The organism is Variovorax paradoxus (genome assembly GCF_009498455.1).
Lineage (GTDB): Bacteria > Pseudomonadota > Gammaproteobacteria > Burkholderiales > Burkholderiaceae_C > Variovorax > Variovorax paradoxus_H.
On sequence record NZ_CP045644.1, the window covers coordinates 741,091 to 764,986 of the forward strand.

A 23,896-nucleotide genomic window follows, 5' to 3' on the forward strand; every position below is an offset into this window, starting at 1 on the left:
AAAAAACTGGAATCGGAACTTAGGGGAGCTTCAATGAAAAAACAGGCGCTTCTGCGCGATTCGCCCCCTTGCCGAGACACAGAGGTCACTGCAGCGCCGCGCGTCGACGTCTTGTCGACGGCACTGCATCCGCCTGCTCAACGCGCGGGTTGTGTCAGGCGACACGACAAACTACCCCAGGGGGGCAGCTCCTGATGTCGCTTGACAGGTTGACGCTCGTTGGCTCATCGCGCCTGGTTGTCGGGCACTTGAAGCGTTTTTCATGAGGCCGCCGTTCCAGGGGGATCGCTGCCCCGCCTTCTGGTCTGCCACGCGGTCTACATGGACTTGCAGCACACACGCCACCACCGCGCCGCCACGGGCGGACGTTCCAGATTACAGCAATGTAATCTGGAAGTTCACTTTCTTGGCAAAATAGCTCATAGGATCTCGGTCGCAAGTCCCGTCTGCCCTATCCTTCGCGCTCCATTGGCGCTCTGCACAATCCAGGTTCTGAGTGACCTCGAGTCGAGTGCGCCTTCACGCTGCATATATAAAATTCCTCGATGGTCCGCTGCTTACTCGTCGTTTTGATGCTTTTGCTGCCCACCCAGTTCACTTGGGCGGCGGTCGCGACCTATTGCGAGCACGAGACTGCGCCAGCGTCGTTTCATATCGGGCACCATGACCATCAGCATAAGGCTGATCCCTTGGACCTCGCGCAACAAGAAGCCGATCTGGCGGACAAGCCCATATTTCTTGAACACGACGACTGCAGCTACTGTCAGACCGGTGTAGCTCAGTTTGGAGCAGCCTTGAACACGTCTTTCGTGGGTCCTCAGGGTCTCTCCTTTGTAGGAGCAACGTCCAAGCCCTACAACTTCAGGGTCGACGAGGACATCGATCGCCCGAAATGGATATGCGCCGCTTGACCCGGCGCGCCTCTGTCTTTACTTTTTCGCTCACAAACGATGTTCTGACGATCGCGCCGGATTCCCTTGTCTCGTTCCTTTGACTGGAGAATTCGATGTGCAGGTTTATCGTGCCGTTCGCGCTTGCGCTTACGGCATTCGCGGGCGGCAGTGCGTTCGCTCAAGGCAGCAGCTTGGGTACGCCCTCTGTGCCTAATCAGGCTTCTTTGCCTGTTGTCCCATCTTCTCCGCCCCTTACGTTGGCGGCCGCGATTCAGATCGCCCTGGATGGAAATCCCGAGATTGCTTCCTCGCGACGCGAGGTCGAAGCGATGGAAGGTGCACGTGTCCAGGCCGGGGTTTTTCAGAATCCCACGCTGAGCGTCGAGGTCGAAGATGTACGGCGCGACACACGCACGACCACAGTACTGCTGAGCCAGCCATTCGAACTTGGCGGCAAGCGGGGCGCACGTATCGAGGCGGCCGAGCGTGCCATCGACGTCGCGCGCGTGCAGCTCGAGACAAAATACGCAGACATTCGGGCGAATGTGACGGCTGCATTCTTCGCCACCCTGATCTCGCAGGACCGTGTGCGACTGGCGCAGGCATCGCTTGAACTTGCACGTACCGGCAGCGAGACGGCCGGCAAGCGCGTCACTGCAGGCAAGGTATCTCCGGTTGAGGAGACGAAAGCGAAGGTCGCGGAAGCCAATGTCCGACTGGAGCTGGTTCAGGCGCGTGGTGAGCTGCAGACAAACCTCTATCAGCTTCGTGCGTTGACGGGACCGACCGTGGCATTCGACGCGGTCGACGGCAATGCGCTGCAGATTCCCAAACCGCAGGCCCAGGAGACCATCGAGGACCGGATCACGAACGCGCCCTCCATGCGGCAGGCGCGCTTGGAAGTGCAGCGATACGGAGCTCTCTCGGAGCTCGAGAAGGCCAAGCGCATTCCGGACATCACCCTGAACGCGGGAACGATGCGCTCACGGGAGGTCGGACGCAGCCAGGCGGTCGTGGGCATCTCCGTGCCACTGCCCCTCTTCGATACCAATCGAGGAAACATCATGGAAGCGCTTCGACGTCAGGACAAGGCGGAAGAGGACGCTCGTGCGCTCGAACTCAGGCTGCGTGCCGATGTAGGCGGCGCGCGCCAGCGATATGTCACCACCCTGGCCGAGGTCGAAGCGCTCCAGTCGGACATCTTGCCGGGCGCGCAGACTGCGTTTGACGCGGCCACCAAAGGTTTCGAACTGGGCAAGTTCAGCTACCTGGATGCCCTCGACGCGCAGCGTACGTTGCTGCAGGCACGTTCGCAGTACCTGAGGTCGCTGTCCGAGCTGCATCGCTCCATCACTGATCTGGACCGCCTGCTTGGCGGCCCCGCCGCTGCAAGCGGCTCTCCCGCCTCCAATCCTTAAGGACCGATCATGGCCAACTCTTGGCAGTCGACGCTCGGCAAGCCCGGGCGCAAGCAGCTTTTCATCATCATTTTTCTCCTCATCGTCGGAGCAGCCGCAGGCGCGCTCATCTTGCGCGGCGGCTCATCCAAGAAAGCGGTCGAGGGCGCTGGCCATGCCGAGGAAACTGCCAAGGGCGACGACGGGCACGGCCACGGCAAGAGCGCCGAGGACGACGGCCACGGGCATGGCAAATCCGAAGAAGGCGGACACGAAGAGGAGTCCGCACCCAAGGGACCCAACGGCGGGCAGCGTTTCACCGAAGGCGATTTCAGCATCGAGCTGAAGCTCGCCGAGGAGAACGGCGAGCCAAGGTTCAAGGCCTGGCTCTATGACAAGGAAAAGCCGATCGCGCCGACCGACGCTGAGATAACGGTGACGTTGAATCGCCCGAACGGCGACCAGCAAGAAGTCAAGCTGGTGCCGGTCGCAGGCGTTCTGACGAGCCAAGAGACGGTGGCGGAGCCTCATATCTTCGAAGCCACGATCGCCGTGCAGACGCCGAAAGAACCGTACCTGTTCACGTTCAATCAGCAAGAGGGCAAGGTCAACATGACCGACGCCCAGATCAAGGCATCGAGCATCACGCTCGATACCAGCACACCGGAATCGATTCGCAGCGGGCTCCAGTTCCCGGGCGAGATCCGCTTCAACGAGGACCGCACTGCGCACATCGTCCCGCGGGTCGCCGGCGTCGTTGACAGCGTCAGCGCGAACCTCGGGGAACGGGTCAAGAAGGGGCAGGTACTGGCGGTCGTTTCCAGCGCCGCGATCTCCGAGACCCGTTCTGAACTTCAGGCTGCCCAGCGGCGGCGCGAGCTCGCCAAGACCACCTACGATCGCGAAAAATCGCTCTGGGAGCAGAAGATTTCACCGGAGCAGGATGTCCTCCAGGCCCAGCAAGCGCTTCGTGAGGCAGAGATCAGCGTGGCCAATGCGACGCAAAAACTGCTGACCGTCGGTGCGTCGACCAGCAGCAGTTCTCTGGGGCGCTTCGAGCTGCGTGCACCCTTCGACGGCATGGTCGTGGAGAAGCACATCGCCCTGGGTGAATCAGTCAAGGAAGACGCGAGCGTGTTCACCATCTCCGACCTGTCCAATGTGTGGGCCGAGATGAACGTTCCCGCACGCGACCTCCAGCAGGTGCGCGTGGGTGAGCGTGTCGTCGTGCGATCTGGCGCCTTCGATGCAACGACCAACGGCACCGTCGCCTACGTCGGCTCTCTGATCGGCGAGCAGACTCGTACTGCGCGTGCTCGCGTGGTGTTGCCCAATCCGCAAGGCGCCTGGCGACCGGGGCTCTTCGTCAGCGTTGAAGTCCTCGCCAGCGAAGTCGTCTCGCCCGTGACTGTCGCCTCCTCCGCTCTGCAGACCATCGAGGACAAACCTGTCGTCTTCCTCAAGGTCCCTGGCGGATTCGTGCCGCAGCCTGTGCAGATCGGCCGTACGGATGGCAAGCGCGTGGAAATCGTGAGTGGCCTGAAAGCGGGCGCGACGTACGCTGCCGCGGGCAGCTTCGTCGTGAAATCCGAGCAGGGCAAGGGCTCTGCGACCCATACGCATTGAGGCGAAAAACGCATGTTTGAACGCATCATTCGCTTCGCCATCGAACAACGATGGTTGATCCTGCTGGCCGTGGTGGCGATGGCAGGCCTTGGCGTATACAACTACCAAAAGCTACCGATCGACGCCGTCCCGGACATCACCAACGTCCAGGTCCAGATCAATACAGGTGCTCCCGGGTACTCACCGCTGGAAACGGAACAGCGCGTGACCTTCCCTATCGAGACCGTCATGGCCGGGCTGCCTGGGCTGCTCCAGACGCGCTCGCTGTCGCGCTACGGTCTCTCGCAAGTCACCGTGATCTTCAAGGACGGGACCGACGTCTACTTTGCGCGCCAGCTCGTCAACGAACGCCTCCAATCTGCAAGCGGTGAGATGCCTGAAGGCGTCCATCCGCAGGTAGGTCCCATTTCCACGGGCCTTGGGGAAATCTACCTTTGGACGGTGGAAGCGAAGGACGGGGCGAAAAAACCCGATGGCACTCCGTACACCTCGACGGACCTGAGAGAGATTCAGGACTGGATCATCAAGCCGCAACTGCGCAACGTGGCTGGTGTCACCGAAATCAATTCGATCGGTGGCTATGAGAAGCAATACCAGATTGCCCCCATTCCAGAGAAGCTGTCCGCGCATGGGCTGTCGATGGCGGACGTGGTCAAGGCGCTGGAACGCAACAACACAAACGTTGGCGCGGGGTACATCGAACGTCGCGGCGAGCAGTACCTCATTCGAGCGCCTGGCCAGGCGCGAGGCGTGGAGGATCTGCGCAACATCATTCTTTCTAGCAACGGAAGCACGCCGGTCCGCGTGCGCGACGTCGCGGAGGTCGGGATCGGGAAGGAACTGCGCACAGGTGCGGCGACCGACAACGGCCGTGAGGTCGTGCTCGGCACCGTTTTCATGTTGATCGGCGAAAACAGCCGCATCGTCTCGCAGGCAGTCGCGAAAAAGATGGCGGACATCAACCGCACGCTTCCTGAAGGCGTCGAAGCTATCACCGTCTACGACCGGACCGTGCTCGTCGACAAGGCGATCGCAACGGTCAAAAAGAACCTGCTGGAAGGCGCTGTGCTCGTGATCGTGGTGCTCTTCCTTTTCCTGGGGAACATGCGCGCCGCGGTGATCACGGCGATGGTGATTCCGCTGTCGATGCTTTTCACCTTCACTGGCATGGTCAATCAGAAGGTCAGCGCCAACCTGATGAGTCTGGGCGCGCTCGACTTCGGCATCATCATCGACGGGGCGGTCGTGATCGTGGAGAACTGCGTGCGCAGGTTGGCTCATGCTCAGCACAGGCACGGGCGACCGCTGACCCGCAAGGAACGCTTCCACGAGGTCTTCGCCGCTTCTCAGGAGGCTCGCCGCGCGCTGCTCTTCGGGCAACTGATCATCATGATCGTCTATCTGCCCATCTTCGCGCTCACCGGCGTCGAAGGGAAGATGTTCCATCCGATGGCCCTCACCGTTGTGATCGCCTTGCTCGGCGCGATGATTCTTTCAGTCACGTTCATTCCCGCGGCCGTTGCGCTTTTCATCGGAAAGACGGTTTCGGAGAAGGAAAACCGCCTGATGGGCTGGGCCAAGAAAGCGTATGAGCCGATGCTGGTACGCGTGCTCGAGGCCAAAGCGGTGGTTCTCACGGTCGCCGGCATTGCAGTGGTCCTCGCCGGCTTGCTGGCAACCCGACTGGGCAGCGAGTTCATCCCGAACTTGAACGAGGGTGATTTTGCCGTGCAGGCGTTGCGCATTCCCGGAACGAGCCTGAGCCAGTCCCTGCAGATGCAGCAGCAGCTGGAGCGCACGCTGAAGGAGAAATTCCCGGAGATCGAGCGGATCTTTGCGCGCACAGGCACTGCGGAGATCGCCTCCGATCCGATGCCGCCGAACATCTCGGATGCGTATGTGATGCTGAAGCCGGTAGATCAATGGCCCGAGCCCAGGCGCACGCGCCAGGAGGTTGTCCAGGCGGTGCAGAAGGAAGTCTCCAGGATTCCCGGCAACAACTACGAGTTCTCCCAGCCCATCCAGTTGCGCTTCAATGAACTGGTTTCGGGCGTACGGGCCGACGTTGCCGTGAAGGTGTTTGGCGACGACATGGATGTACTGAACAAGACCGCACGCGAGATCGAAGGCGTTTTGAAGTCGATCCCAGGCGCGGCCGAAGTCAACGTGGAACAGACAACAGGTCTGCCTATGCTGACCGTGAACATCGATCGGGACAAGGCCACGCGCTATGGGCTGAACATCGCGGATGTGCAGGACACCATCGCCACTGCCGTCGGCGGTCGCAATGCAGGCACTCTCTTCGAGGGAGATAGGCGCTTCGACATTGTTGTCAGGCTGCCGGACAACGTGAGAGGCGACCTCGAGGCGATCAAGCGCCTTCCCATAGCGCTGCCCGCCAGCGCGGCTGCGGCCGACGTCGCCGGGGCCACGTCCGTTGCCGGCGCTGGAACAGGCGCTGCACGCGTGAACTTCATCCCATTGGGTGAGGTCGCCACGCTGGAGCTTGCGCCGGGCCCCAACCAGGTGAGTCGAGAGGATGGGAAACGCCGCATCGTCGTCAGCGCCAACGTACGCGGCCGTGATCTCGGGTCCTTCGTCAGTGAAGCGACGGGAGCACTCGATTCGCAGGTGAAGATCCCGACCGGCTACTGGACCACCTGGGGCGGCCAGTTTGAGAACCTTCAGTCCGCCACCAAGCGCTTGCAAATCGTCGTGCCTGTCGCTTTGCTGCTGGTCTTTACGCTGCTGTTCGCCATGTTCGGCAACATGAAGGACGGGTTGATCGTGTTCACCGGCATTCCGTTTGCGCTCACCGGCGGCATTCTGGCGTTGTGGTTGCGTGACATCCCGCTGTCGATCACCGCAGCCGTCGGGTTCATTGCGCTATCGGGGGTCGCCGTTCTCAACGGCCTGGTGATGATTTCCTTCATCCGGAACCTTCGCGAGGGGGGGGCGTCGTTGGACCACGCCATTCACGAGGGGGCACTCACCCGCCTTCGCCCGGTGCTCATGACCGCACTCGTCGCGTCTTTGGGCTTCGTGCCGATGGCAATCGCGACAGGCACAGGGGCCGAGGTGCAGCAACCGCTCGCGACTGTGGTGATCGGCGGGATTCTTTCCTCCACGGCGCTGACGTTGTTGGTGCTTCCAGTGCTCTACCGGCTGGCACATGGTCGAGACGAGGAGGAGGCTGTGTTCAACGAGGCTCAGAAGCAAGCCGCATTGGAGCATGAGATCCCCCCACAGCCAGCCGCCTAGGGTCAGTACCGTGATTGCCCCCGCACGGCCGTTCAACGGGGGCGCCATTCATATCTGAGAGCGATCATGAAACTCGCAACATTCATCGCAGCCGCCACGCTCGGCATTTCGAGCGGCGCATTCGCTGCTGACGACCACAAGGGGCACGACCACGAAGGCAAAGGGGCAGCAGCCCATAAGGATGAGGCCAAGCCCGCGCATGGCGGCATCGTGACGGTCGCAAAGGATGTGAGCTACGAGCTCGTTGCTCGGCCCGATCTGATTTCCCTGTACGTGTCGGACCACGGCAAGCCCGTGGATCTCGCCGGCGCTACCGCCAAGGTGACCTTGCTGTCGTCGGGCAAGAAGGAGGAAGTCACGCTGGCGCCGGCCACGGACTCTCTCCAGGCAAAAGGCAGTTTCGCCGTGGGGGCGGGCACCAAAGTGGTCGCCAACGTTTCCCTGAAGGGCCAGGCACCGCAGCCCATTCGGTTTAACCTCAAGTGAAAAGCTGATGACCAAACTGTAATCCTGCAGTTAGAAGTCTGGAGGACTGGTTTTTTAAAGTTCACTCACGCAGTCGAGAACGGCGGCGTATGAACCCACCAATCCAAAGGACCTCCTCATGCAAATCTCCTCGCTTCGACTGCCCCTTGCCTCCATGCTTCTCGCTGCCGCGGCGGTTCCAGCCTTCGCCGGTAACTATGCAGAAGGCGACCCGCGCCCTGTTGCTCAAACATCCAACGTTTCCAGCCCTGCCGTGGCCGCAGAGACACGTGCCTGGATGGCCGCCGCTCCCACGCTCGGCTACCCGGAGGGCAACCCTCAAGCCGTCGTGCAGGTGCAGCAAAAGACCCGTGCGGCAGTGCAGGCCGACACGATGAACTGGATCAAATCTGGCCTTGGCGCGCTCAGCTACAGCGATGCATTCGCAAGCGGCAATCATCCGGCTTACGCCAAGGCAAACCGCGCATACGCACAGCTTCGTGGCTCAAGCGACGCTGCCAGTGCATCGCTGACGCCAGTTAACGGAAATGCCGTCACGCGCTGATTCGAAGGGGCCGCTGCCCGCTGCAGCAAGTTTGCAGGCAACTGACCCGAGCAGACAGGACATAGCCTCCAGTCGCAATCGCCACCTAGCCTCGGTATCCACGAGGCGGATAAATCAGGACACCACGCTGGGACCACCCAGGTGGTGTTCTTTTTTGTTTATGACATTTCGATGACCAATATGTAATCCGGTTGCAGGCCAAGTGTTCGAAAGGCTTTCTAGAGTCGTTAAACGCCCCGGACTCTTCGGGGCGGAATACAAAGGAGACCTTAATGTCGATTCGCACTCTTCGTTCCGCTGTGACCGCAGCAGTTCTCGTCGCTGCAACTCTGTCGGCCGCAAGCGCGTCCGCCGCTGGCGCCTACCACCCCTCACCCAATGAAGCCGGGGCGACCTACCACCTAGAGCATGCCTCCAAGCGAAGCCGGGCAGACATCGACTCCGACCTGAACTCGGCAATGAAGCATCCTGCTTGGAATGCTGCGAGTCGGGGTGCGCCATGGCCCGTCGCCAAGACGGGCGAACCCAAAACTCGCGCACAGGTAGTCGCCGAACTCGACGGTGCAATGAAGCATCCCGCATGGAATTCAGTTAGCCGCGGTGCACCTTGGCCACCAGTGTTGAACAATCCTAAGTAAAAAAGAAGGCGCTCCCTTCCTGAGCGCCGATCCTTCGCTTCGCGACAAACCGCCAACGACTTCGTTCGTCGAAACTGAGAGCGGGTGCGGGTGTAAATGGCAGTCGACATCACGCGTTGGACTAAGAACCTTGTGGCCAATGCAAAGAACAACTGCTCCGAGGTATACGCCAGATTCAGTTGCGTACGCATGACCGTGCCTGTGACTCAGTTGGTGTTAACCGCGCAGTAAACAACTGTGGCCCGCTGGGCCCCATGCATCGCAGGTCTTCTGATGAGTCAGCGTTCGAATTAGAGGTCGAGACAAATCCACCAGTCGAGCTATGTGTCGGCAAGAGTAAGCATCCGCTCTGATTCAGTCTCCGCTCGATTCTGGCTGGGCCAGCAAGATCCCAATGCGCGTCACGCCCCCACCCGAAGAGGCGAACGTCGACCCGCCGTGCATGCGTGCGATGGCCGACACAATCGTTAGACCCAGCCCATGGTGGCTGGAGGATCCAGAGCGGGAGCGATCCGCCCGATAGAAGCGCTCAAACAGATGCGGCAGCGCGGATGGGTCGATCGGCTCCCCTCGGTTGTCCACGAAAAGCTTGACCGCGCTCCCTTCTTGCTCGATTGCCACGCGGATGAGGCTCTGTGGTGTAGCGTATCGGATCGCGTTGCTCACCAGGTTCGAGACGGCACGCCGAAGCAGGCCAACGTCTACAAGGAGATTTGCGTCGCCATCGATCTTTAGAGAAAGCTCGGAGGCCTCTAGCTCGGCCTCATGGAACTCGGCAACGGCCGCAACTTGCTCGGCAATGCTTACAGGCCCGGTTCGTCGTGCACGTGCTCCACGATCTGCCTTGGATAGAAAGAGCATGTCCGTCACGATGTTTGAGAGGCGGTGCGCCTCTTCCAATTGGGAACTCAACGCATCTTGGAGTGCGGTGACGGATCGTGCCTGGCTCAGTTCGACTTCCGCTTGGGCGATCATGTTCGCCAAAGGCGTTCTGAGTTCATGCGCGACATCGGCGTTGAATGACTCGAGCTGCTCGTATGCACCTTGAACTCGCTCGAGCAAAGCGTTGAATTGCCCCACCCATGGCTGCAGTTCGCTTGCGTACTTCGAAGCGTCGATTCGAATGCCGGCGTTTTCCGGTCCTGCTTCTGCGGTCTTGGCCGCGAGGAGCTTGAGCTGTTTCAGCCCACGGCGAACCACCAAGGATCCGGTAAACGCGACCAGCAACGACCCCAAGGTGGTTGCCAGAAATAGAGTCCATGCGAGCCGGCGCAGCAACAAGTCATCCTTGGAGACATCGAGTGTCAGTTGCAACTTGATCGGCTTGCCGTCGATTGCGAGTCCCTCGAGCATGCGGTCCTGCGTGACCCAGTTGCCCTTGGCGGCCGGACCCGGCGGCAGGTAGACCTGCTCCTTGCCAACCCACACCGCTGCAGCTGCATCCGGGTGCGAAAGGAAGTAGTCACCAAGCTTGTGCCGTAAGGCGTCAAGATCGGGAGGATTGCTAGTCTCTTCGACCACATGCTGAACGAGCTCGATATACCTCGTGAACTCTTCCGATTGCTTGAGCTGAAAGCTCCATCGGGTCGCGGCATACACGGCCACGCACACGAAGCTCAAGCCAATCAAGGTTTGTATCGCGAACCAGCGCGACAGCGATGTCTGGATGGATTTGTCTTTCACGCCGATTCTGCTTCTCGCGACTCGAGTACATACCCCATACCTCGAACTGTATGGAGCAGCTTCACCTCGAAAGGATCATCGATCTTCATCCGAAGCCGTCTCACGGCCACCTCGACCACGTTGGTATCGCTGTCGAAGTTCATTCCCCAGACTTGGTCAGCCAGAATCGCTCGTGGAAGAATCTGGCCTTGCCGGCGCAGCAGAAGCGAAAGCAGGGCAAATTCCTTGGCCGTCAGCTCCAGCCGCTTCGAACCCCGCGTCGCCTTGCGCGTGGTGAGATCCAATTGAAGGTCCGCCAGTGCGTAGCGCGTTGTTTCCTGCAGTGTTCCACGACGCAGAAGCGCTCGGATGCGCGCCTGCAATTCCGAGAAGGCGAAAGGCTTTGCGAGATAGTCATCTGCACCACTTTCCAAACCCTTGACGCGATCGGCCACATCGTCCCGTGCGGTCAGCATCAACACGGGAATGGAAGAAGACTTGCGGATCGCTTCGAGGATCTTGAAGCCGTCGATGCCCGGCAGCATCACATCCAGGACGATCGCATCGTAGTTTCCTGTCAACGCCATGCCCAGCCCTTCAGCACCATCGCGCGCGAGATCGACGTTGAAGCCGCTTTCCACCAGGCCCTTGCGCAGGTAGTCCCCCAACTTCACTTCGTCTTCGATTACTAGTAGGTGCATTTTTTTGATCGTAACTTCGCGATGAGAGGGGAACGATTACATTTCGGTAATCTACGAACCCTCCTCCGCACAGCAAATGCAACCGCCGCCCTTGTTCGGCGAAATTGACTTTGATCACGCCACACAACCCATGTGGCACCTCCCGACAGGGAAGGCGCGCTACGTGTGTGCCTGCGAGGCACGAACAGGGCTCGCTCCACAATCCAGGTTGCGAATCGAATTCTTGCCGTTCATGGTCAGGCTCTCCGTAAGCGGATGGGCGCTCCATCTTGACGGTGATGAGCGGCGCGGCTGCCCCTGCTGCAGAGTCAGGTGAGCGGTTGCCAGCGATGTGGCAGGAGATCGTCAATTCGGCTGTTCAGGTGCGTGGGCAAGCGCTCCAGGACGTCCTTGAGGTAGGCATGCGGGTCGTGGCCGCACAGGCGTGCCGACTGCACCAGGCTCATCACGATGGCGGCGCGCTGACCAGCCAGTTCGCTGCCGGCGAACAGCCAGGCGCGGCGTTCATGCTCTTGTGTTCATGAGCGCCGTAATGCGAAGTGCGCTTTTATGCGAAGTCGGGATGTCGACACTGCGATCGGTCCGAGGGACATGAAGGAACTCGTTCCCATGACCGCTTCGCAGAATCACAGCGCCTTCAGGAACGCCAGCAGAGCCTTGGGCGGACGGTACGTAGTGAGCTTCACCTGCGGTGCCTTCAGGCGCGCCAATGCCCGCTCCTTCATCGCCAGGTCCGCCTCGACGTACATGTGCGTTGTCGCTGGACTCTCGTGTCCGAGCCACAAGGCGATCTCGCACGGGTCGGCGCCTGACTGAAGCAAGCACATTGCCGTGGCGTGTCTAACCAGGTGCGGCGACACCGACATGCTGATCAAGTCGGGGTATTTGCGAGAGGCGATCTGCACGGCGAGCTTCAGACGCTGAGCGACGTTGGCCCGCGTCATAGGCTTGCCGTCGCGGCGCGGCAGCAGCGGCGAGTCGGCGTGAAGTTCTGGGTTCAGGTGGAGCCAATCCCTCACCGCCCTGGCGCTGGTCTTCCACAGCGGCAATGAGCGCTGCTTGCGTCCTTTGCCGTGCAGCCGGATGCTCGACGTCGGGCCGAGCACGACGTCTTCCACCCGAACGCCGAGGATCTCCGAGACACGGGCCCCGGTGTTGAACATCAGCGCGAACATCAGGCGATCTCGCTGGCCGATCCAGGTGTCGCCCGGCGCGTCGATCAAGGCGAGCATCTGTTGCCTGGGGACGAAGCCCACCATCTTGCGATCGAAGCGCTTCATCGGTACAGCCAGGGCTTGCTCAATGAGGCCCAGGTGAAGCGGGTCGCGTCTCGCGGCGAACTTCAGGAAGGAGCGCACTGCGGCCAGCCGGATGTTGCGGCTGCGCACTGAGCTGTGTCGTTCCTGCTCAAGGTAATCAAGGAAGCCGACGAGGAACTTCGCAGTGACGTCGGTCAGCTCCATGCTGTTCGGCTCCTTGCCCTGCCGTTGCGCGTAGCGCAGCAGCAGCACGAATGTGTCTCGGTACGAAGCCACCGTGCACGGGCTCAGGGCTCGCTGTTGGAGCATGTAGTCGGTGAAGAACTCCTGCACCAGGGTCGCGAAGCTCGGCGATGTCGGCTTACTCATCGCCGTCTCCTGCGAGCGAGAAGCGCTCGAACTTTGCGCCGACGATGTCCATCAATTCAGGTACGCCTGTGAGATACCAGTAGGTGTCGGTGATCTTGGCGTGGCCAAGGTAGGTGCACAGCCAGAACATCGCCTGGTCAATGGACACACCAGTCTCATGCCAGAGCTGAACGCGTCGAACTGCCATCGTGTGCCGAAGGTCGTGCAGGCGCGGGTTGGTGTGGTCGCCTCGCGTGCACCACCCCAATCGAGGTCGTAGGCGTTTGAAGACGTGCTCGGCAGTACTTGCGGGCAAGAATCCACCGATGCGGGAGACGAAGAATGGCGCATCCGCATCGGAGTCGGCGTGCCGGTCGCGCATGTGCCGATACTCCATCAGCGCCTGCACCACGCTGGCATGGATCGGAAGACAGCGGGACTTGTGGAACTTGGTCTCCCGTACAGTGATTGTCGCGACGTCCAGATCAATGTCGCCGACCCGAAGTTTCAACGCTTCGGAGATCCTGAGCCCGACGGCTGCCAGAAGCCCGAACAGCGTGCGGTACATCAGCGGGCGCAAGCCCCCCAAGGGGGCCAGGCCATCGGCGTACCGTAGCAGTTGCAGGATCTCTTCGTTGGTGTAAATGTGCGGCGTCAGTCTGCGGTGACCGCGGCCGAGGGCGTTCGTCGGCAGCACTTCGGTGTCCACCTCGAATTGCCGGTAGTAGGCCGCAAACGGCCGCAGGATCTCGATCCTGCGCGCCGCGGTCACTGTGTCGGTGCGGTGAACATGCTGCCGCGCCCATTCGACCTGCAATTCCCGCGTCAACGGCCCCTTGTGGCCGCGGGCGTCGGCGAAGCGGGCGAACCGCATCAGCTCGGTGGCCGGCGCCTTCAACGCAAAGCCGAGCTGCCGACGTTCCTTGAGGTAGCGCTGCACAGTCGCCTGCAGCGTCGTCTCGGCCTTCATGCCGTGCTCCCCGGCCATGGCATTGCCACAGCGCCAAGGCGATTCATGTCGACCTTGGCGTAAATGAGTGTGGTGTCGAGGTGGCGGTGACGCAGCACATCGGCTACTTCCTTGAGTGTGCCCCCGGTGTCGAGCAGTCGGCTGGCCAGGGTGTGGCGAAGGATATGCACGCGGGTATAGGGCAAGCCACAGCGTCGATAGGCATTGCGCACGGTGTTGCGCACGACGTCCGGGCCCACGGGTTCGTCGGCCGGCGCCACGTGCCGGACGAACACCTGCCGGTTGACCGTCAGAGGTCGCTCCATCCGTAGGTACTCGGCGATGGCGCGGCCGGTCGCCGGCGGCAAGGGCATCAAGTCCGTGCGCCGGGTCTTGCACTTGGCGATGCGCAAGGTGCCGGCCGTCCAGTCGATGTCGTCCAGCGCAAGGCGGCTGACTTCGTGGGTGCGCAATCCGAGGTCCACGAAGCATCGCACGATCGCGTATGAGCGAAGGCGCGAAGGCAGCCCGGGCGGGAAGGCATCGAGCAATCGCTCGACATCGTTGCGCGACAGCGTCTGCGGCAGCGGCGCCAAGCGCCACCGCGCCGGTGACCCAATCACCGGTAACAAATGCTCGACACGGTCGCCTTCGAAGGCTCTGAAGTGCAAGTAGCCGCGCAATGCCGTGGCGATCACGCCCCCACTGGCCGGCGACACGCGGTCGAGTTCCTGAGCAATGAATCGCCGCAGTTGCTCCGCGCTCGGCGTGACCGCCGCAGCCTTGCGAATTAATGCGTCCACGATCTTCAGTCGCCGAAGACGAGTACTTCGAGCCAAGCCCCTGGCCTGTTGCATATGCTCGTCATAGCGGTGCAGTGCCTCTTCAATCGGGTCGACCCGACGTCTGTCTGTCACGATCCCGGAGTTCCCAAGAACTACTCTCAGGTGTTGCAGTGCAGCTCGAACTTGGTGGCGACAACGATGCGCCAGGGACGGGCAAGTACAGCGTGGCAAATGCTCATCGATGAACCTCGCGATCGCGTGATCGAGGTCATCCAGCGGATGACGACATCGACGAATCCATCGCGCGAAGTGCGCGAGGCAGCAGAGGTACGACCTCGCCGTGCTGGGCGCATAGCGCCGCTCGGTCAAGTAGCTCCAATAGGCAGGTACTGACGGCGCAAGCGCGCTCGAGCGAAGCCATGACGCGGCCGTCGGATGAAGGGTATCAAAAGCATCCATGATCGTCTCCTGAGGTGGGGTTGACACCGCAGGAGACGCTTACTTTTATGCGAAGTCCAGAGCCATCCGGATGCGCCTCAGACCGCCGGGATCTGCCCTTTTGCCGATCTCGTCACGCGCGACTTCGCATAAAAGCGCACTTCGCATTACGGCGTCCCATGGCCCAGGGGCGGATTCGGTTTTCCAAGTGGTTGTTGTCCACCGGCACGTCGCCGTCGAGGAGGTTGCGCGTCAGCGCAGCCCAGGCATTCAGGCTGTAGCTCAAGGCCTTGGCCGTCGCCCCGCCATCGGGGACCCTGGCGCGCTCGAGCTGCAGCCACACATGCAGTTCCTCCCACAGAGGCCTGGTCACCGACTGACGCATGCGTAGACGGTCTTCGCCAGCGAGTTGTCCGAACTGGCGCTCCGCGCGGTAAATCGTCGCAATGCGCCTGAGCGCTTCGGTGGCCACGTCGCTGGTGCCGGACTTGCCCAGCTCGTGGAAGTGGCGCCTCGCATGAGCGAGACATCCAGCGGCAATGCGATCAGCGTGCGCTGCGACGACGTTGTCGTATGCCGAGTATTCGTCGCGCACCAGCGTGCCGCTCCAAGGCATGTGCGCGCCGAAGCCGTCGCTTCCCTGCAGGAAGGCAATGGGGTACTGGGCGCCGCGGCCCAGGCAGAACTCGTACACGACGCCCGGCAGTGGATCGAAGGCTCCCCTGGCATAGGCCCAGATGTAGGCCCTCCTCGTCTTTCCCCGGCCTGGGTCCAACATGGCAACAGGTGTCTCGTCGGCATGCAGCACCCTCGACTGCAGTACGAAGCGCTTGTGGGCGTCGTACAAGGGCTCCAGGGCCGCGCCAGCGCGCCCCGAGGTCTGTGCCAGCGTCGAGCGCGGCGTGTGCACACCGGAGCGCGCGTTGATGGTCTCCAGCCTGTAGTACGGCAGGTGGTCGACGAAGTGGCTGGTCAGCGTGTGCGCGATAAGACCGGCGGCCATGATGCCGCCGTCGATGATCTGCGGCACGGCCGGTTCCTGCACCAGGCACTGGCAGCAGCGGCAGGCCCACTTGCCGTAGATGTGGCGATGAACGAAGAACTCGGCCGGCACGATGTCCAGTTGTTCGCTAATGTCTTCGCCCACGCGCACCATCGGCCGGCCGCATTCGGGCAACGGGCAGTTCGTGTCATCGGGCTCATGGGGGTGATCTACCCGACGCAGATGTTCGGGCAGCTTCTGGCGGCGAGGCTTGCATGGAGGCTTGTCGCCTTCTTCCTGCGCCTGCTTGGCCGGCGACTTGGATTGCAGTTGCTCAAGCTGCGCCTGCAGGCTGGCTTCGTCCTCGGCCATCGTCTCTTCGAACAGGCGCCGCTGTTCGGCGTTCATGGCTTCGGTTCTAGCGTCGAACTTCCACGCCTTCAGGCGCGCCAGCTCGAACATCACCTTCTCCAGCTTGGCGTCCCTGAATTTGATCTCGTGCGCCTGGCGCTCAATGTGCTGGGCCTGCTGCTGGATGTGGGCCAACATCTGCTGCGCCAGCGCGGTAACGGTCTCGGGCGACAGACTGCTGAGGTCCGAGGCATTGAGATCGTGCAGGTGCTGCATACATCCATCATGCCGGCGATCACACGCACCTGCCATGCGGGGTAGCGCTGTCAACGCTCGCGCGCCGACTTCACAGCCGGGTGATGACGCGCATGTCCTCCAGGCGCTGCCAGGGCAGGCCCAACACCAGGGCGTCGAATTGCTCGCGCGTCAGCGTGAGCGGCGCACCGCTCGTCGAACCTTGAGCCGGCCACGCGAAGCCGCCGACGTTCAGCCGTCGAGCGGCACACCACACACCGAAGCCATCGTGCACCAGCAGCTTGATGCGCGTGTGCCGGGCGTTGGCAAACAAGTAGCCGTGATGTGCCTGCGCGGCGCCGAAGACCTTCACGACGCTTGCCAGCAGTCGTTCGGCGCCGGCGCGCATGTCCATGGGCTGCACGGCCAGCCACACCGCGTCGATGCGGATCACTTCAGCAACTCGCGCGTCCAGATGCCCAACTGCGCCGCCGCCTCCAGTGGCCAGTCCACGCTGATCACCACGGCGCCGCGCTTGATCTGCACCTGAATCTGCGTTGGGGATGCCGACACCGCCGACGCAACCGGTGGCAACATCATTGGAACGAACGTCGGCTCCTGCAGTGCGATGGCATCGGGCGTCTCCAACGATTCCCGTACCTTCTTGCGCCAGGAGTGCACCACGTTGGCATTGATGCCATGCGCCATCGCGACCTTCGCCACCGATGCGTTCGGCCTCTCACATTCGCTCAGCACTTGCTGCTTGAGCTCTTCACTGTACCGGCGCCGACGCACCTCTTGACCGTTTGCCATCATGTCCATCTATTCGTTCGTGGACACGATCGTTGCCGCCAGCGCCCGAGCGTTCAAGATGGGGCGGCCAGCCCCTTACGGCTCTCCTAATGAATTGGCCTGCTTAATTAAGGCAAGGGGGCGCCACGCATTTATCTCGTGCCACGACAGTCGCATCCAATGCAGGATTGGCCGAGCACCGCACCCAACGGGATTCGAAAGTGCCTTTTACCTTGAGACAGTCAGTTCCTGAAGCAAACACAAAACCCGCTTACGCCCGTCCCCCCCAAGAGCGTGGAAAAGTCGCAAAAGCTCCGCCTCGTCATCGTCAGCTGCCCAAAAATACGACAGCGGCACACCCAGCACCTGGGCCAAGCGCCTGGACATCAGCACATCAGGCATGTGCCTTCCACGTTCGTATTGGTTAATTCTTGCACTAGCGGAGAACGCATCCATGCCGGCCGCTACACCCAATCGCTCCTGCGAGAAGTTGCTACGCAACCGTGCTACCTTGAGTCGCCGAGAAAACAAAGGCAGCGCAGGGTCCACCTGAGTACCGCTCGCATGTGACATGCTTAGATATTTGTGGGTTTATATCCTCCTTTATACCAAATCCTCCTTCGTGCCCGACGTACAAATACTCTCATAGCGACACTCGCCGTGAAGCTCGCGGAGGTTTCAACAGATGCATTTACCGCCAAACGGACGTCTAAAAATTCAGCTTTCGAGTAGCCAGAAGTGAATCTCCAATCGGTTGTATCTGATTCTTCGTCGGATTGGATTTTGAAAACTGTAGCCGCCAAACGTCAATCCATGCGCAGGCTGGGCTGGCCGAACGTTGATAACGCATGCTCAGCCGCCCTCTCCTGCTGAATCAAGCTGGTTAAACAGCTGATTTTGGAGTACGCCTGCATCGATGCCTCATGAAGTCCTGTAAAACTTTTCCCACTTGCTGCGCCCCCACACGGTACCTGTGGCAGCCACTATCTCAATTTTCCGGTCCCTTGCCTACCCATCGGACGAGTTGCTCAAGACGCCCTGCATGGGCAGCACCACGAAGAACAGAATCTGCCCAGTCATGCAGCAAACTGAACGAGCGTGTTCACGCCTTTCTGGGGCGCCAGATCAATGGCGACCACCCGCCAGCGGCTTGGCGCGATCTGCACAGTGAAGACGTAAGTGGCTAGGCGCCGCGATGCGTGCCGTTGATAGTGACCGTTAGGGTGAGCGCTGGCGAGAACCGCCAGGAGCTCGGTCTGAAGGTCAGACCTCGAAGGCCTCGCCCTTCGCTCTTTGGACTGAGCTCTGGCATAGTTTGAGCCACCGCGGGCCGCGCAGAGTCAAGTTGGGTGACCTGCGATCGCCACGAGAGCTTCAAGGCGGTCGCTGCAAAAGTGCTAGGCCACCCGACAGCATTGCCCGGCAGTTGCCGCCCCCGTAGAGATCTCTAGCCGAACAACCGACACCCAAGTAACTGAGCCCCCCCCGTCGGCTGCCGTCACTCACAACCGTCAAGTGCGGGACACCATTTACTCACAGCAGGCAGGACCGCAGTCCAAGCTGTACGGCGCATCCAAAGGCCCTGTGCGATCGAGGAAAGTCGGGCAATCGCGCAGCGGGAACCAGGAGCCCAGGGGCCAGAACCGCCATGGCCGGGCTCGGCCCATTGTCGGCCGAGTTCCATGATCGGCCATACGGGGCGTTCGCCCAAGTGCCAGTCAAGTCGGAAGGCCCCCTCCAAAGCGGCGCGATACGCTACAAATCCTCGCGAGGCAGCACCAGAGCCCCCAGGCGAGGCGCTGCTCCACTTTCGCGAGCATGTCTCTAATGCACAACAAAAATGCAGGGCTTCCAAGATTTAGGGCGAATTGTTTTGCCCTGCCGCATCGGCTCTGGTGCAATAGCATCAACTTCCCAAAAGGAGGTTGGCCCGGGGTCCGGTGGGAGCACTAAGTGCCAGTCACGGTGAGCCCTTCGCACCGGAGCCCTATGTTTAACCTTGGAGAAACTTGCAATGAAAAAATCTCTAGTTGCTCTGGCTGCTCTGGCTGTTGCCGGTGTTGCCTCGGCTCAGTCGTCCGTCACGCTGTTTGGTGTGGTCGACGCGTCGATCAGCGGCTACTCGTCCACCTCGCGTGACCTGAACAGCGCCACCTTCCTGAATCCGTTCTACCTGAACAAGGGCAGCGTCAAGGTCAGCAGCCGTCAACTGGCCAGTGGCGCTTACAACTCCAGCCGTCTGGGCTTCCGTGGTACGGAAGACCTGGGTGGCGGCCTGGCCGCCAGCTTCTGGCTCGAAGCCCCGATCACCAATGACGACGGCGCAACCGGCGTGTCGACGTTCGCTCGTCGCTCGACCGTGAGCCTGTCGGGTGGTTTCGGTGAAGTTCGCCTGGGTCGTGATTACACCCCGACGTTCTGGAACGACACCGTGTTCGATCCGTTCGGCACTGTTGGCGTGGGCACCAACCTGATCTCGACGGCCAGCGGTTTCAACACCGCCGGCGGTGCGGGTGGCTTTGGTGGCAACCCGAACTACGTTCGCGCCAGCAACACCATCGGCTACTTCCTGCCCCCGAACCTGGGTGGCTTCTACGGCCAGGTCCAATACGGCTTCAGCGAGAAGACGAAGTACAGCCCTGGTACCGCTACGCCCAACGTCGCGAACAACTCGCGCACCGGCCGTTACGTCGGTGGCCGTTTCGGCTACGCCAATGGTCCTCTGGACGTCGCGCTGGCTTATGGCAGCAGCACCTCGGGTGACCAGTTCTACGCTGGCGTGACCAACAAGGTCAACACGCTGAACCTGGGTGCTTCGTATGACTTCGGTCCTGTGAAGCTGTTCGGTGAAGTGTCGCGCGTGAAGAACAAGGTTGACTATGAAGTGACCCCGTTCGTCGGCGCTACGCCTGATACCGATCTGACCGGCTACCTGCTGGGTGTGACCGTGCCCGTCGGTGCTGGCCTGATCCGCGCCGCTTACTCGTCGGTCAAGTACGACCTGAACCAGCCTGCAGTGCTGTTCCAGCCGCGTATCGCTGACCCGAAGGCCAACAAGCTGGCTATCGGCTATGTGCACAATCTGTCGAAGCGCACTGCTCTGTACGCTACCGTTGCTCGCGTGAGCAACAAGAACGGTGCAGCGCTGACCGTCGGTGGTCCGGCTTTCTTCTCCGGCGCTGGCTTCACCCCGAAGAGCTCGACCGGCTACGACTTCGGTATCCGTCACGCTTTCTAATTTGATGCTGGCGTAAGCCAGCTTCGAATCGAAAGACTGAAAGCCACCCAGCTTAGGCTAGGTGGCTTTTTACATTGTGAAATACGTCTGTTTGTAATTTGCATGGAAAATTTCTCTTTGGACGAAAATGGCAAAATCGATGCAAATTCAATTGATTTGAACGATTTGAGAATTTTCACATACGTGGCAATTCTTGGCAGCTTTTCCGCTGCCGCAGAGGAGCTCTGCATTCACAAATCGAGTGTGAGCAGAAGTATTGCCAGATTGGAAAAAATTCTAAATACGCCACTACTTCTACGTACAACCCGCAAGGTGCGACTTAGCAAAGCTGGCGCCGTCGTTAAAGAACGCGGGGCTGAAATGCTTCAGCGCATCGATGACACACTTGGTTATGTAGGATCGCTTCCGTTGAAACCGCAGGGACATTTGACGGTATGTGTTTCAACGGAATTATTTCTTACCACCGCCATGCGAAATCACATAGGATTTCAATTCTTAAATAGCTGCACGGGCGTGCAGCTACAATTAGACATTACCTCTGATGATTCGGCCTTAAAGGCAGAGACTACTGACATCGCGATCACCTCGCGTAGTCATCCTGGTTCATCCCAATTAACAAGCATGGACCACTGGCTATGCGCTTCACCAGAATACATTGAAAGAAGAGGTCGCCCCCTTTTTGCCTCAGACTTAGATCGACATGATTTTATTTTCAACAGCTCTGGCGAGATAAATTCAAACCCTTTGTCGGCCACCGGAAGTGCGGCTTCCAAGCCCTTGCATGCTCGAGCTACCACGAATGATGTGGAGATTTTTCAAGCTTTTGTTCTGCAGGGCTTGGGTATCGGCTGCTTTCCTGCATACATCTGCGAACCCTTGATGCTAGAGAATCTCTTGATACGAGTGCTTCCAGACATCATGCTACCTCAATTAGAGATACATATTTCTTATCCAAGCAGACGGGTGAGAGCCCCAGCCGTTCGCGCCTTCTCTCACATCCTCAAATCGAACCTGTCGCCAACTCCAAGCCCACGCCTTTAGATTTAGAAAACCTCAGGAGCAAGGAATTTTTTCCTGCAGCAAAAATTATCGATCCGATGTTGATTATTTTTTCGAATCTGATTTGATGCCTGCAGTTATTTAATTTTTCAGAGCCACGAGAAGCAACTCGGTCCGCGCAAGGCATCGTTTCAAACAACACCAGATTTTTGATTGCCATCAAAAATCCCCCAGGTCAGAGATCGGTGGAATCCAACAAGTCGGGTTTAATTTTGGCGGAAAAATAAACTTCCTTGCACCAAACGCCCTCGCCATTTCTCGTCACACATCCTCAATGACGGATTCACTCACCTTGGCACTCAAAAGCGAAGAGTTAGAAGAAAAAGTGACATTACTTGCTTCAACTCCTCAATTAAGCCAAAGGTTCCATGGCGTCCTGCCCTAGCGCTTCTACATCTATTACGCGCCTGTAATGTTGCAGTTCGGCGCTTGTTAGATGCGATTTCTAGAATCGCCCGCCACGACTGACGCGATTGGCAGCCGCCGCCTTCGATCCGCGTGAATGATTTCGACCATGCCAAATCTCCCCCCTCGACAGCCTTCCAGCGCCGACGCACCACTTACCTCCTTGCGGGTAACGAATGTGCCACTCTCCGCAACTTGGGCAAGCGTAGGCACTGCAAGTTGGATTGTTGGTGTAGACAACCTCAGCTTCTGGAGGACGTTCGCGTTGGCACAGGACGGCTTGAGTGCCACCACCGCAGCTTCGACGGTCGGGCTTGGGATCTTTCTTGTGCTGCTTTTCGCCGCAGTTCTGCGACCCTTCGTCGTTGGCAGGGCTGGGATTTTCCTGTTGTGCACACTGTTAGTCACCTCTGCCAGCGTATCGCACTACCTCGATGCCTGGGGCGTGCTCTTCGACAAGGGACTGGTTCGGAACATGATCGAAACGGACTCCCGTGAAGTCCGGGAGTTGCTATCATTTCCAGCGTTCGTCGATGTGCTTTGGCGGGGTATTTTTCCTGCGGCATTGCTGTGGTTCATCGGCATTCGCAATGACGGATGGAAGCAATCAGCAGTCCAGATGACACTGCTAGGTGTGGTTGCGGCCAGCGTCGCTAGCGCGTTGCTTGCCACGTCATATGGAACCTTGGCATCGACATTTCGGAACCATCGGGAACTCCGCTTCCAGCTTGTTCCGACGAACTACATCAATGCGGTATACGGCTACATCAAAGGCGAAGATACGACACCTACGGCGCTTCTTCAAGTAGCACCGGATGCGCGTCGTACCGAGACGCTCTCCGGGCGCCCTCTGGTGCTTGTCCTGATCGTAGGCGAAACCGCACGAGCGGCGAACTTTTCCCTGGGTGGCTATGCGCGTCAGACAAATACAGCCCTGGTTAACCGAGACATCCTGTACTTTCAGAATGTCGTCTCGTGTGGCACCGACACCGCGACATCGTTGCCTTGCATGTTCTCCGGGCTGGGTGCCGAGGCCTTCTCCGTGCAGAAGGCGCGTGAGCGCGAAAATGTACTCGACGTCCTGCTGCGGACAGGTGTTTCGGTGCAATGGCTCGACAACAACTCCGGTTGCAAAGGAGTCTGTGCGCGAGTGCCGACCCGGCAGATGCCGACTTCAGGCATCGACGGCCTTTGCGGTGAGGACGCGTGCCTAGACGAAATCCTTACCCAGTCGCTGGAGGAGCGCCTGAGCGAGGTGAAGCAGGACACGGCCATTGTTCTGCACCAGATGGGCAGTCACGGGCCTGCCTATTACCGGCGGTATCCAGCACCTGGCAAATTCCAGCCGACGTGCGATACGAATCGGATCCAGTCTTGCGACCGGCAAGCGCTCGTCAACACCTATGACAACACGATAGAGTACGCCAGCCAGAACATCGCTCGGATCGTGGAGGCCGCGCGCGCCCGCGCCCCCGCGATAGACATCGCGGTCCTCTATATCTCGGACCATGGTGAAAGCCTCGGCGAGCGAAACATCTATCTGCACGGGCTGCCGCCGATGCTTGCGCCCAGCGAGCAAACGCACGTTCCCATGCTCGCCTGGCTACCGGCTCAGACACAGGATCGCCTGAAATTGCCGATCTCGTGCCTTGCGTCGGTGGCCGGCCAGAAATATTCCCACGACAACCTGTTTTCAACATTGCTTGGGTTTTTCGGCGTCGCCACCGCGGCGTACCGAGCCGATCTGGACGTGTTGGCGATCGCGCGGGCGTCCCATGCATGCGGAAATGCACCGCAGCGCTTGACCCTGAAGTGACTTCATGGTTTCCAATTACGTCATTCCACAGC

At 60.0% G+C, this 23,896-nt stretch carries 18 protein-coding genes and 1 pseudogene; 8 read left to right on the forward strand and 11 right to left on the reverse strand.

Going from position 1 to position 23,896, the window contains the following annotated elements:
- Positions 1 to 557: 557 nt before the first annotated feature.
- Positions 558 to 746 carry a hypothetical protein gene (locus GFK26_RS03355; RefSeq protein ID WP_143042881.1) on the reverse strand — a complete coding sequence of 63 codons (189 nt, stop codon included), beginning with the start codon at positions 744 to 746 and terminating at the stop codon, positions 558 to 560.
- Between the two features lie 260 nt (positions 747 to 1,006).
- Between GFK26_RS03355 and GFK26_RS03360 the strand changes: the two genes are divergently transcribed.
- From GFK26_RS03360 to GFK26_RS03380, 5 genes are all read left to right on the forward strand, one after another.
- Positions 1,007 to 2,311, forward strand: a complete 1,305-nt coding sequence (locus GFK26_RS03360; protein WP_093299110.1) for a TolC family protein — start codon at positions 1,007 to 1,009, stop codon at positions 2,309 to 2,311.
- Between the two features lie 9 nt (positions 2,312 to 2,320).
- A complete protein-coding gene (locus GFK26_RS03365) occupies positions 2,321 to 3,916 on the forward strand; it encodes an efflux RND transporter periplasmic adaptor subunit (protein WP_093299107.1) in 1,596 nt (531 codons plus the stop codon).
- Positions 3,917 to 3,928: 12 nt separating this feature from the next.
- Positions 3,929 to 7,177 carry a CusA/CzcA family heavy metal efflux RND transporter gene (locus GFK26_RS03370; protein ID WP_093299105.1) on the forward strand — a complete coding sequence of 1,083 codons (3,249 nt, stop codon included), beginning with the start codon at positions 3,929 to 3,931 and terminating at the stop codon, positions 7,175 to 7,177.
- Positions 7,178 to 7,243: 66 nt separating this feature from the next.
- A complete protein-coding gene (locus GFK26_RS03375) occupies positions 7,244 to 7,663 on the forward strand; it encodes a hypothetical protein (protein WP_093299102.1) in 420 nt (139 codons plus the stop codon).
- Between the two features lie 118 nt (positions 7,664 to 7,781).
- Positions 7,782 to 8,207, forward strand: a complete 426-nt coding sequence (locus GFK26_RS03380) for a hypothetical protein (RefSeq protein WP_143042880.1) — start codon at positions 7,782 to 7,784, stop codon at positions 8,205 to 8,207.
- Positions 8,208 to 9,199: 992 nt separating this feature from the next.
- Here GFK26_RS03380 and GFK26_RS03385 read toward each other — a convergent pair.
- The 10 genes and pseudogenes from GFK26_RS03385 to GFK26_RS03430 all read right to left on the reverse strand — a co-directional run bounded on the left by GFK26_RS03385 (position 9,200) and on the right by GFK26_RS03430 (position 17,919).
- Entirely contained in the window at positions 9,200 to 10,528 is a 1,329-nt protein-coding gene (locus GFK26_RS03385) for a heavy metal sensor histidine kinase (RefSeq protein WP_228121890.1), read from the reverse strand.
- Positions 10,525 to 11,208: a heavy metal response regulator transcription factor gene (locus GFK26_RS03390; protein ID WP_093299094.1), complete on the reverse strand. Its 684-nt coding sequence runs from the start codon at positions 11,206 to 11,208 to the stop codon at positions 10,525 to 10,527. The genes GFK26_RS03385 and GFK26_RS03390 overlap by 4 nt, the downstream gene beginning before the upstream one ends.
- A gap of 308 nt (positions 11,209 to 11,516) precedes the next feature.
- Positions 11,517 to 11,711 (reverse strand): annotated as a pseudogene (locus GFK26_RS03395) (transposase domain-containing protein); the annotation flags it as partial.
- A gap of 123 nt (positions 11,712 to 11,834) precedes the next feature.
- On the reverse strand, positions 11,835 to 12,836 hold the full coding sequence (locus GFK26_RS03400; RefSeq protein WP_093299092.1) for a tyrosine-type recombinase/integrase: 1,002 nt from the start codon (positions 12,834 to 12,836) through the stop codon (positions 11,835 to 11,837).
- Positions 12,829 to 13,785: a tyrosine-type recombinase/integrase gene (locus GFK26_RS03405; RefSeq protein WP_093299901.1), complete on the reverse strand. Its 957-nt coding sequence runs from the start codon at positions 13,783 to 13,785 to the stop codon at positions 12,829 to 12,831. Before GFK26_RS03405 ends, GFK26_RS03400 begins: the two co-directional genes overlap by 8 nt.
- Complete coding sequence (locus tag GFK26_RS03410; RefSeq protein WP_093299089.1) at positions 13,782 to 15,008, reverse strand: tyrosine-type recombinase/integrase; 1,227 nt, start codon at positions 15,006 to 15,008, stop codon at positions 13,782 to 13,784. Before GFK26_RS03410 ends, GFK26_RS03405 begins: the two co-directional genes overlap by 4 nt.
- Positions 15,009 to 15,120: 112 nt before the next feature.
- Complete coding sequence (gene tnpC / locus GFK26_RS03415; protein ID WP_093299087.1) at positions 15,121 to 16,596, reverse strand: IS66 family transposase; 1,476 nt, start codon at positions 16,594 to 16,596, stop codon at positions 15,121 to 15,123.
- Between the two features lie 70 nt (positions 16,597 to 16,666).
- Complete coding sequence (gene tnpB, locus GFK26_RS03420) at positions 16,667 to 17,008, reverse strand: IS66 family insertion sequence element accessory protein TnpB (RefSeq protein ID WP_143042879.1); 342 nt, start codon at positions 17,006 to 17,008, stop codon at positions 16,667 to 16,669.
- Positions 17,005 to 17,376 carry an IS66-like element accessory protein TnpA gene (tnpA, locus tag GFK26_RS03425; RefSeq protein WP_093299084.1) on the reverse strand — a complete coding sequence of 124 codons (372 nt, stop codon included), beginning with the start codon at positions 17,374 to 17,376 and terminating at the stop codon, positions 17,005 to 17,007. Before tnpA ends, tnpB begins: the two co-directional genes overlap by 4 nt.
- A gap of 198 nt (positions 17,377 to 17,574) precedes the next feature.
- The gene (locus GFK26_RS03430; RefSeq protein ID WP_093299082.1) at positions 17,575 to 17,919 is read right to left on the reverse strand and encodes a helix-turn-helix domain-containing protein; all 345 of its coding nucleotides are present in this window, start codon (positions 17,917 to 17,919) and stop codon (positions 17,575 to 17,577) included.
- A gap of 1,441 nt (positions 17,920 to 19,360) precedes the next feature.
- Here GFK26_RS03430 and GFK26_RS03435 point away from each other — a divergent pair.
- The 3 genes from GFK26_RS03435 (at position 19,361) to GFK26_RS03445 (ending at position 23,864) form a co-directional block, all read left to right on the forward strand.
- Positions 19,361 to 20,584, forward strand: a complete 1,224-nt coding sequence (locus tag GFK26_RS03435; RefSeq protein WP_093299079.1) for a porin — start codon at positions 19,361 to 19,363, stop codon at positions 20,582 to 20,584.
- A gap of 102 nt (positions 20,585 to 20,686) precedes the next feature.
- On the forward strand, positions 20,687 to 21,625 hold the full coding sequence (locus tag GFK26_RS03440; RefSeq protein WP_093299076.1) for a LysR family transcriptional regulator: 939 nt from the start codon (positions 20,687 to 20,689) through the stop codon (positions 21,623 to 21,625).
- A gap of 532 nt (positions 21,626 to 22,157) precedes the next feature.
- A complete protein-coding gene (locus GFK26_RS03445; RefSeq protein ID WP_194274016.1) occupies positions 22,158 to 23,864 on the forward strand; it encodes a phosphoethanolamine transferase in 1,707 nt (568 codons plus the stop codon).
- Positions 23,865 to 23,896: the final 32 nt, after the last annotated feature.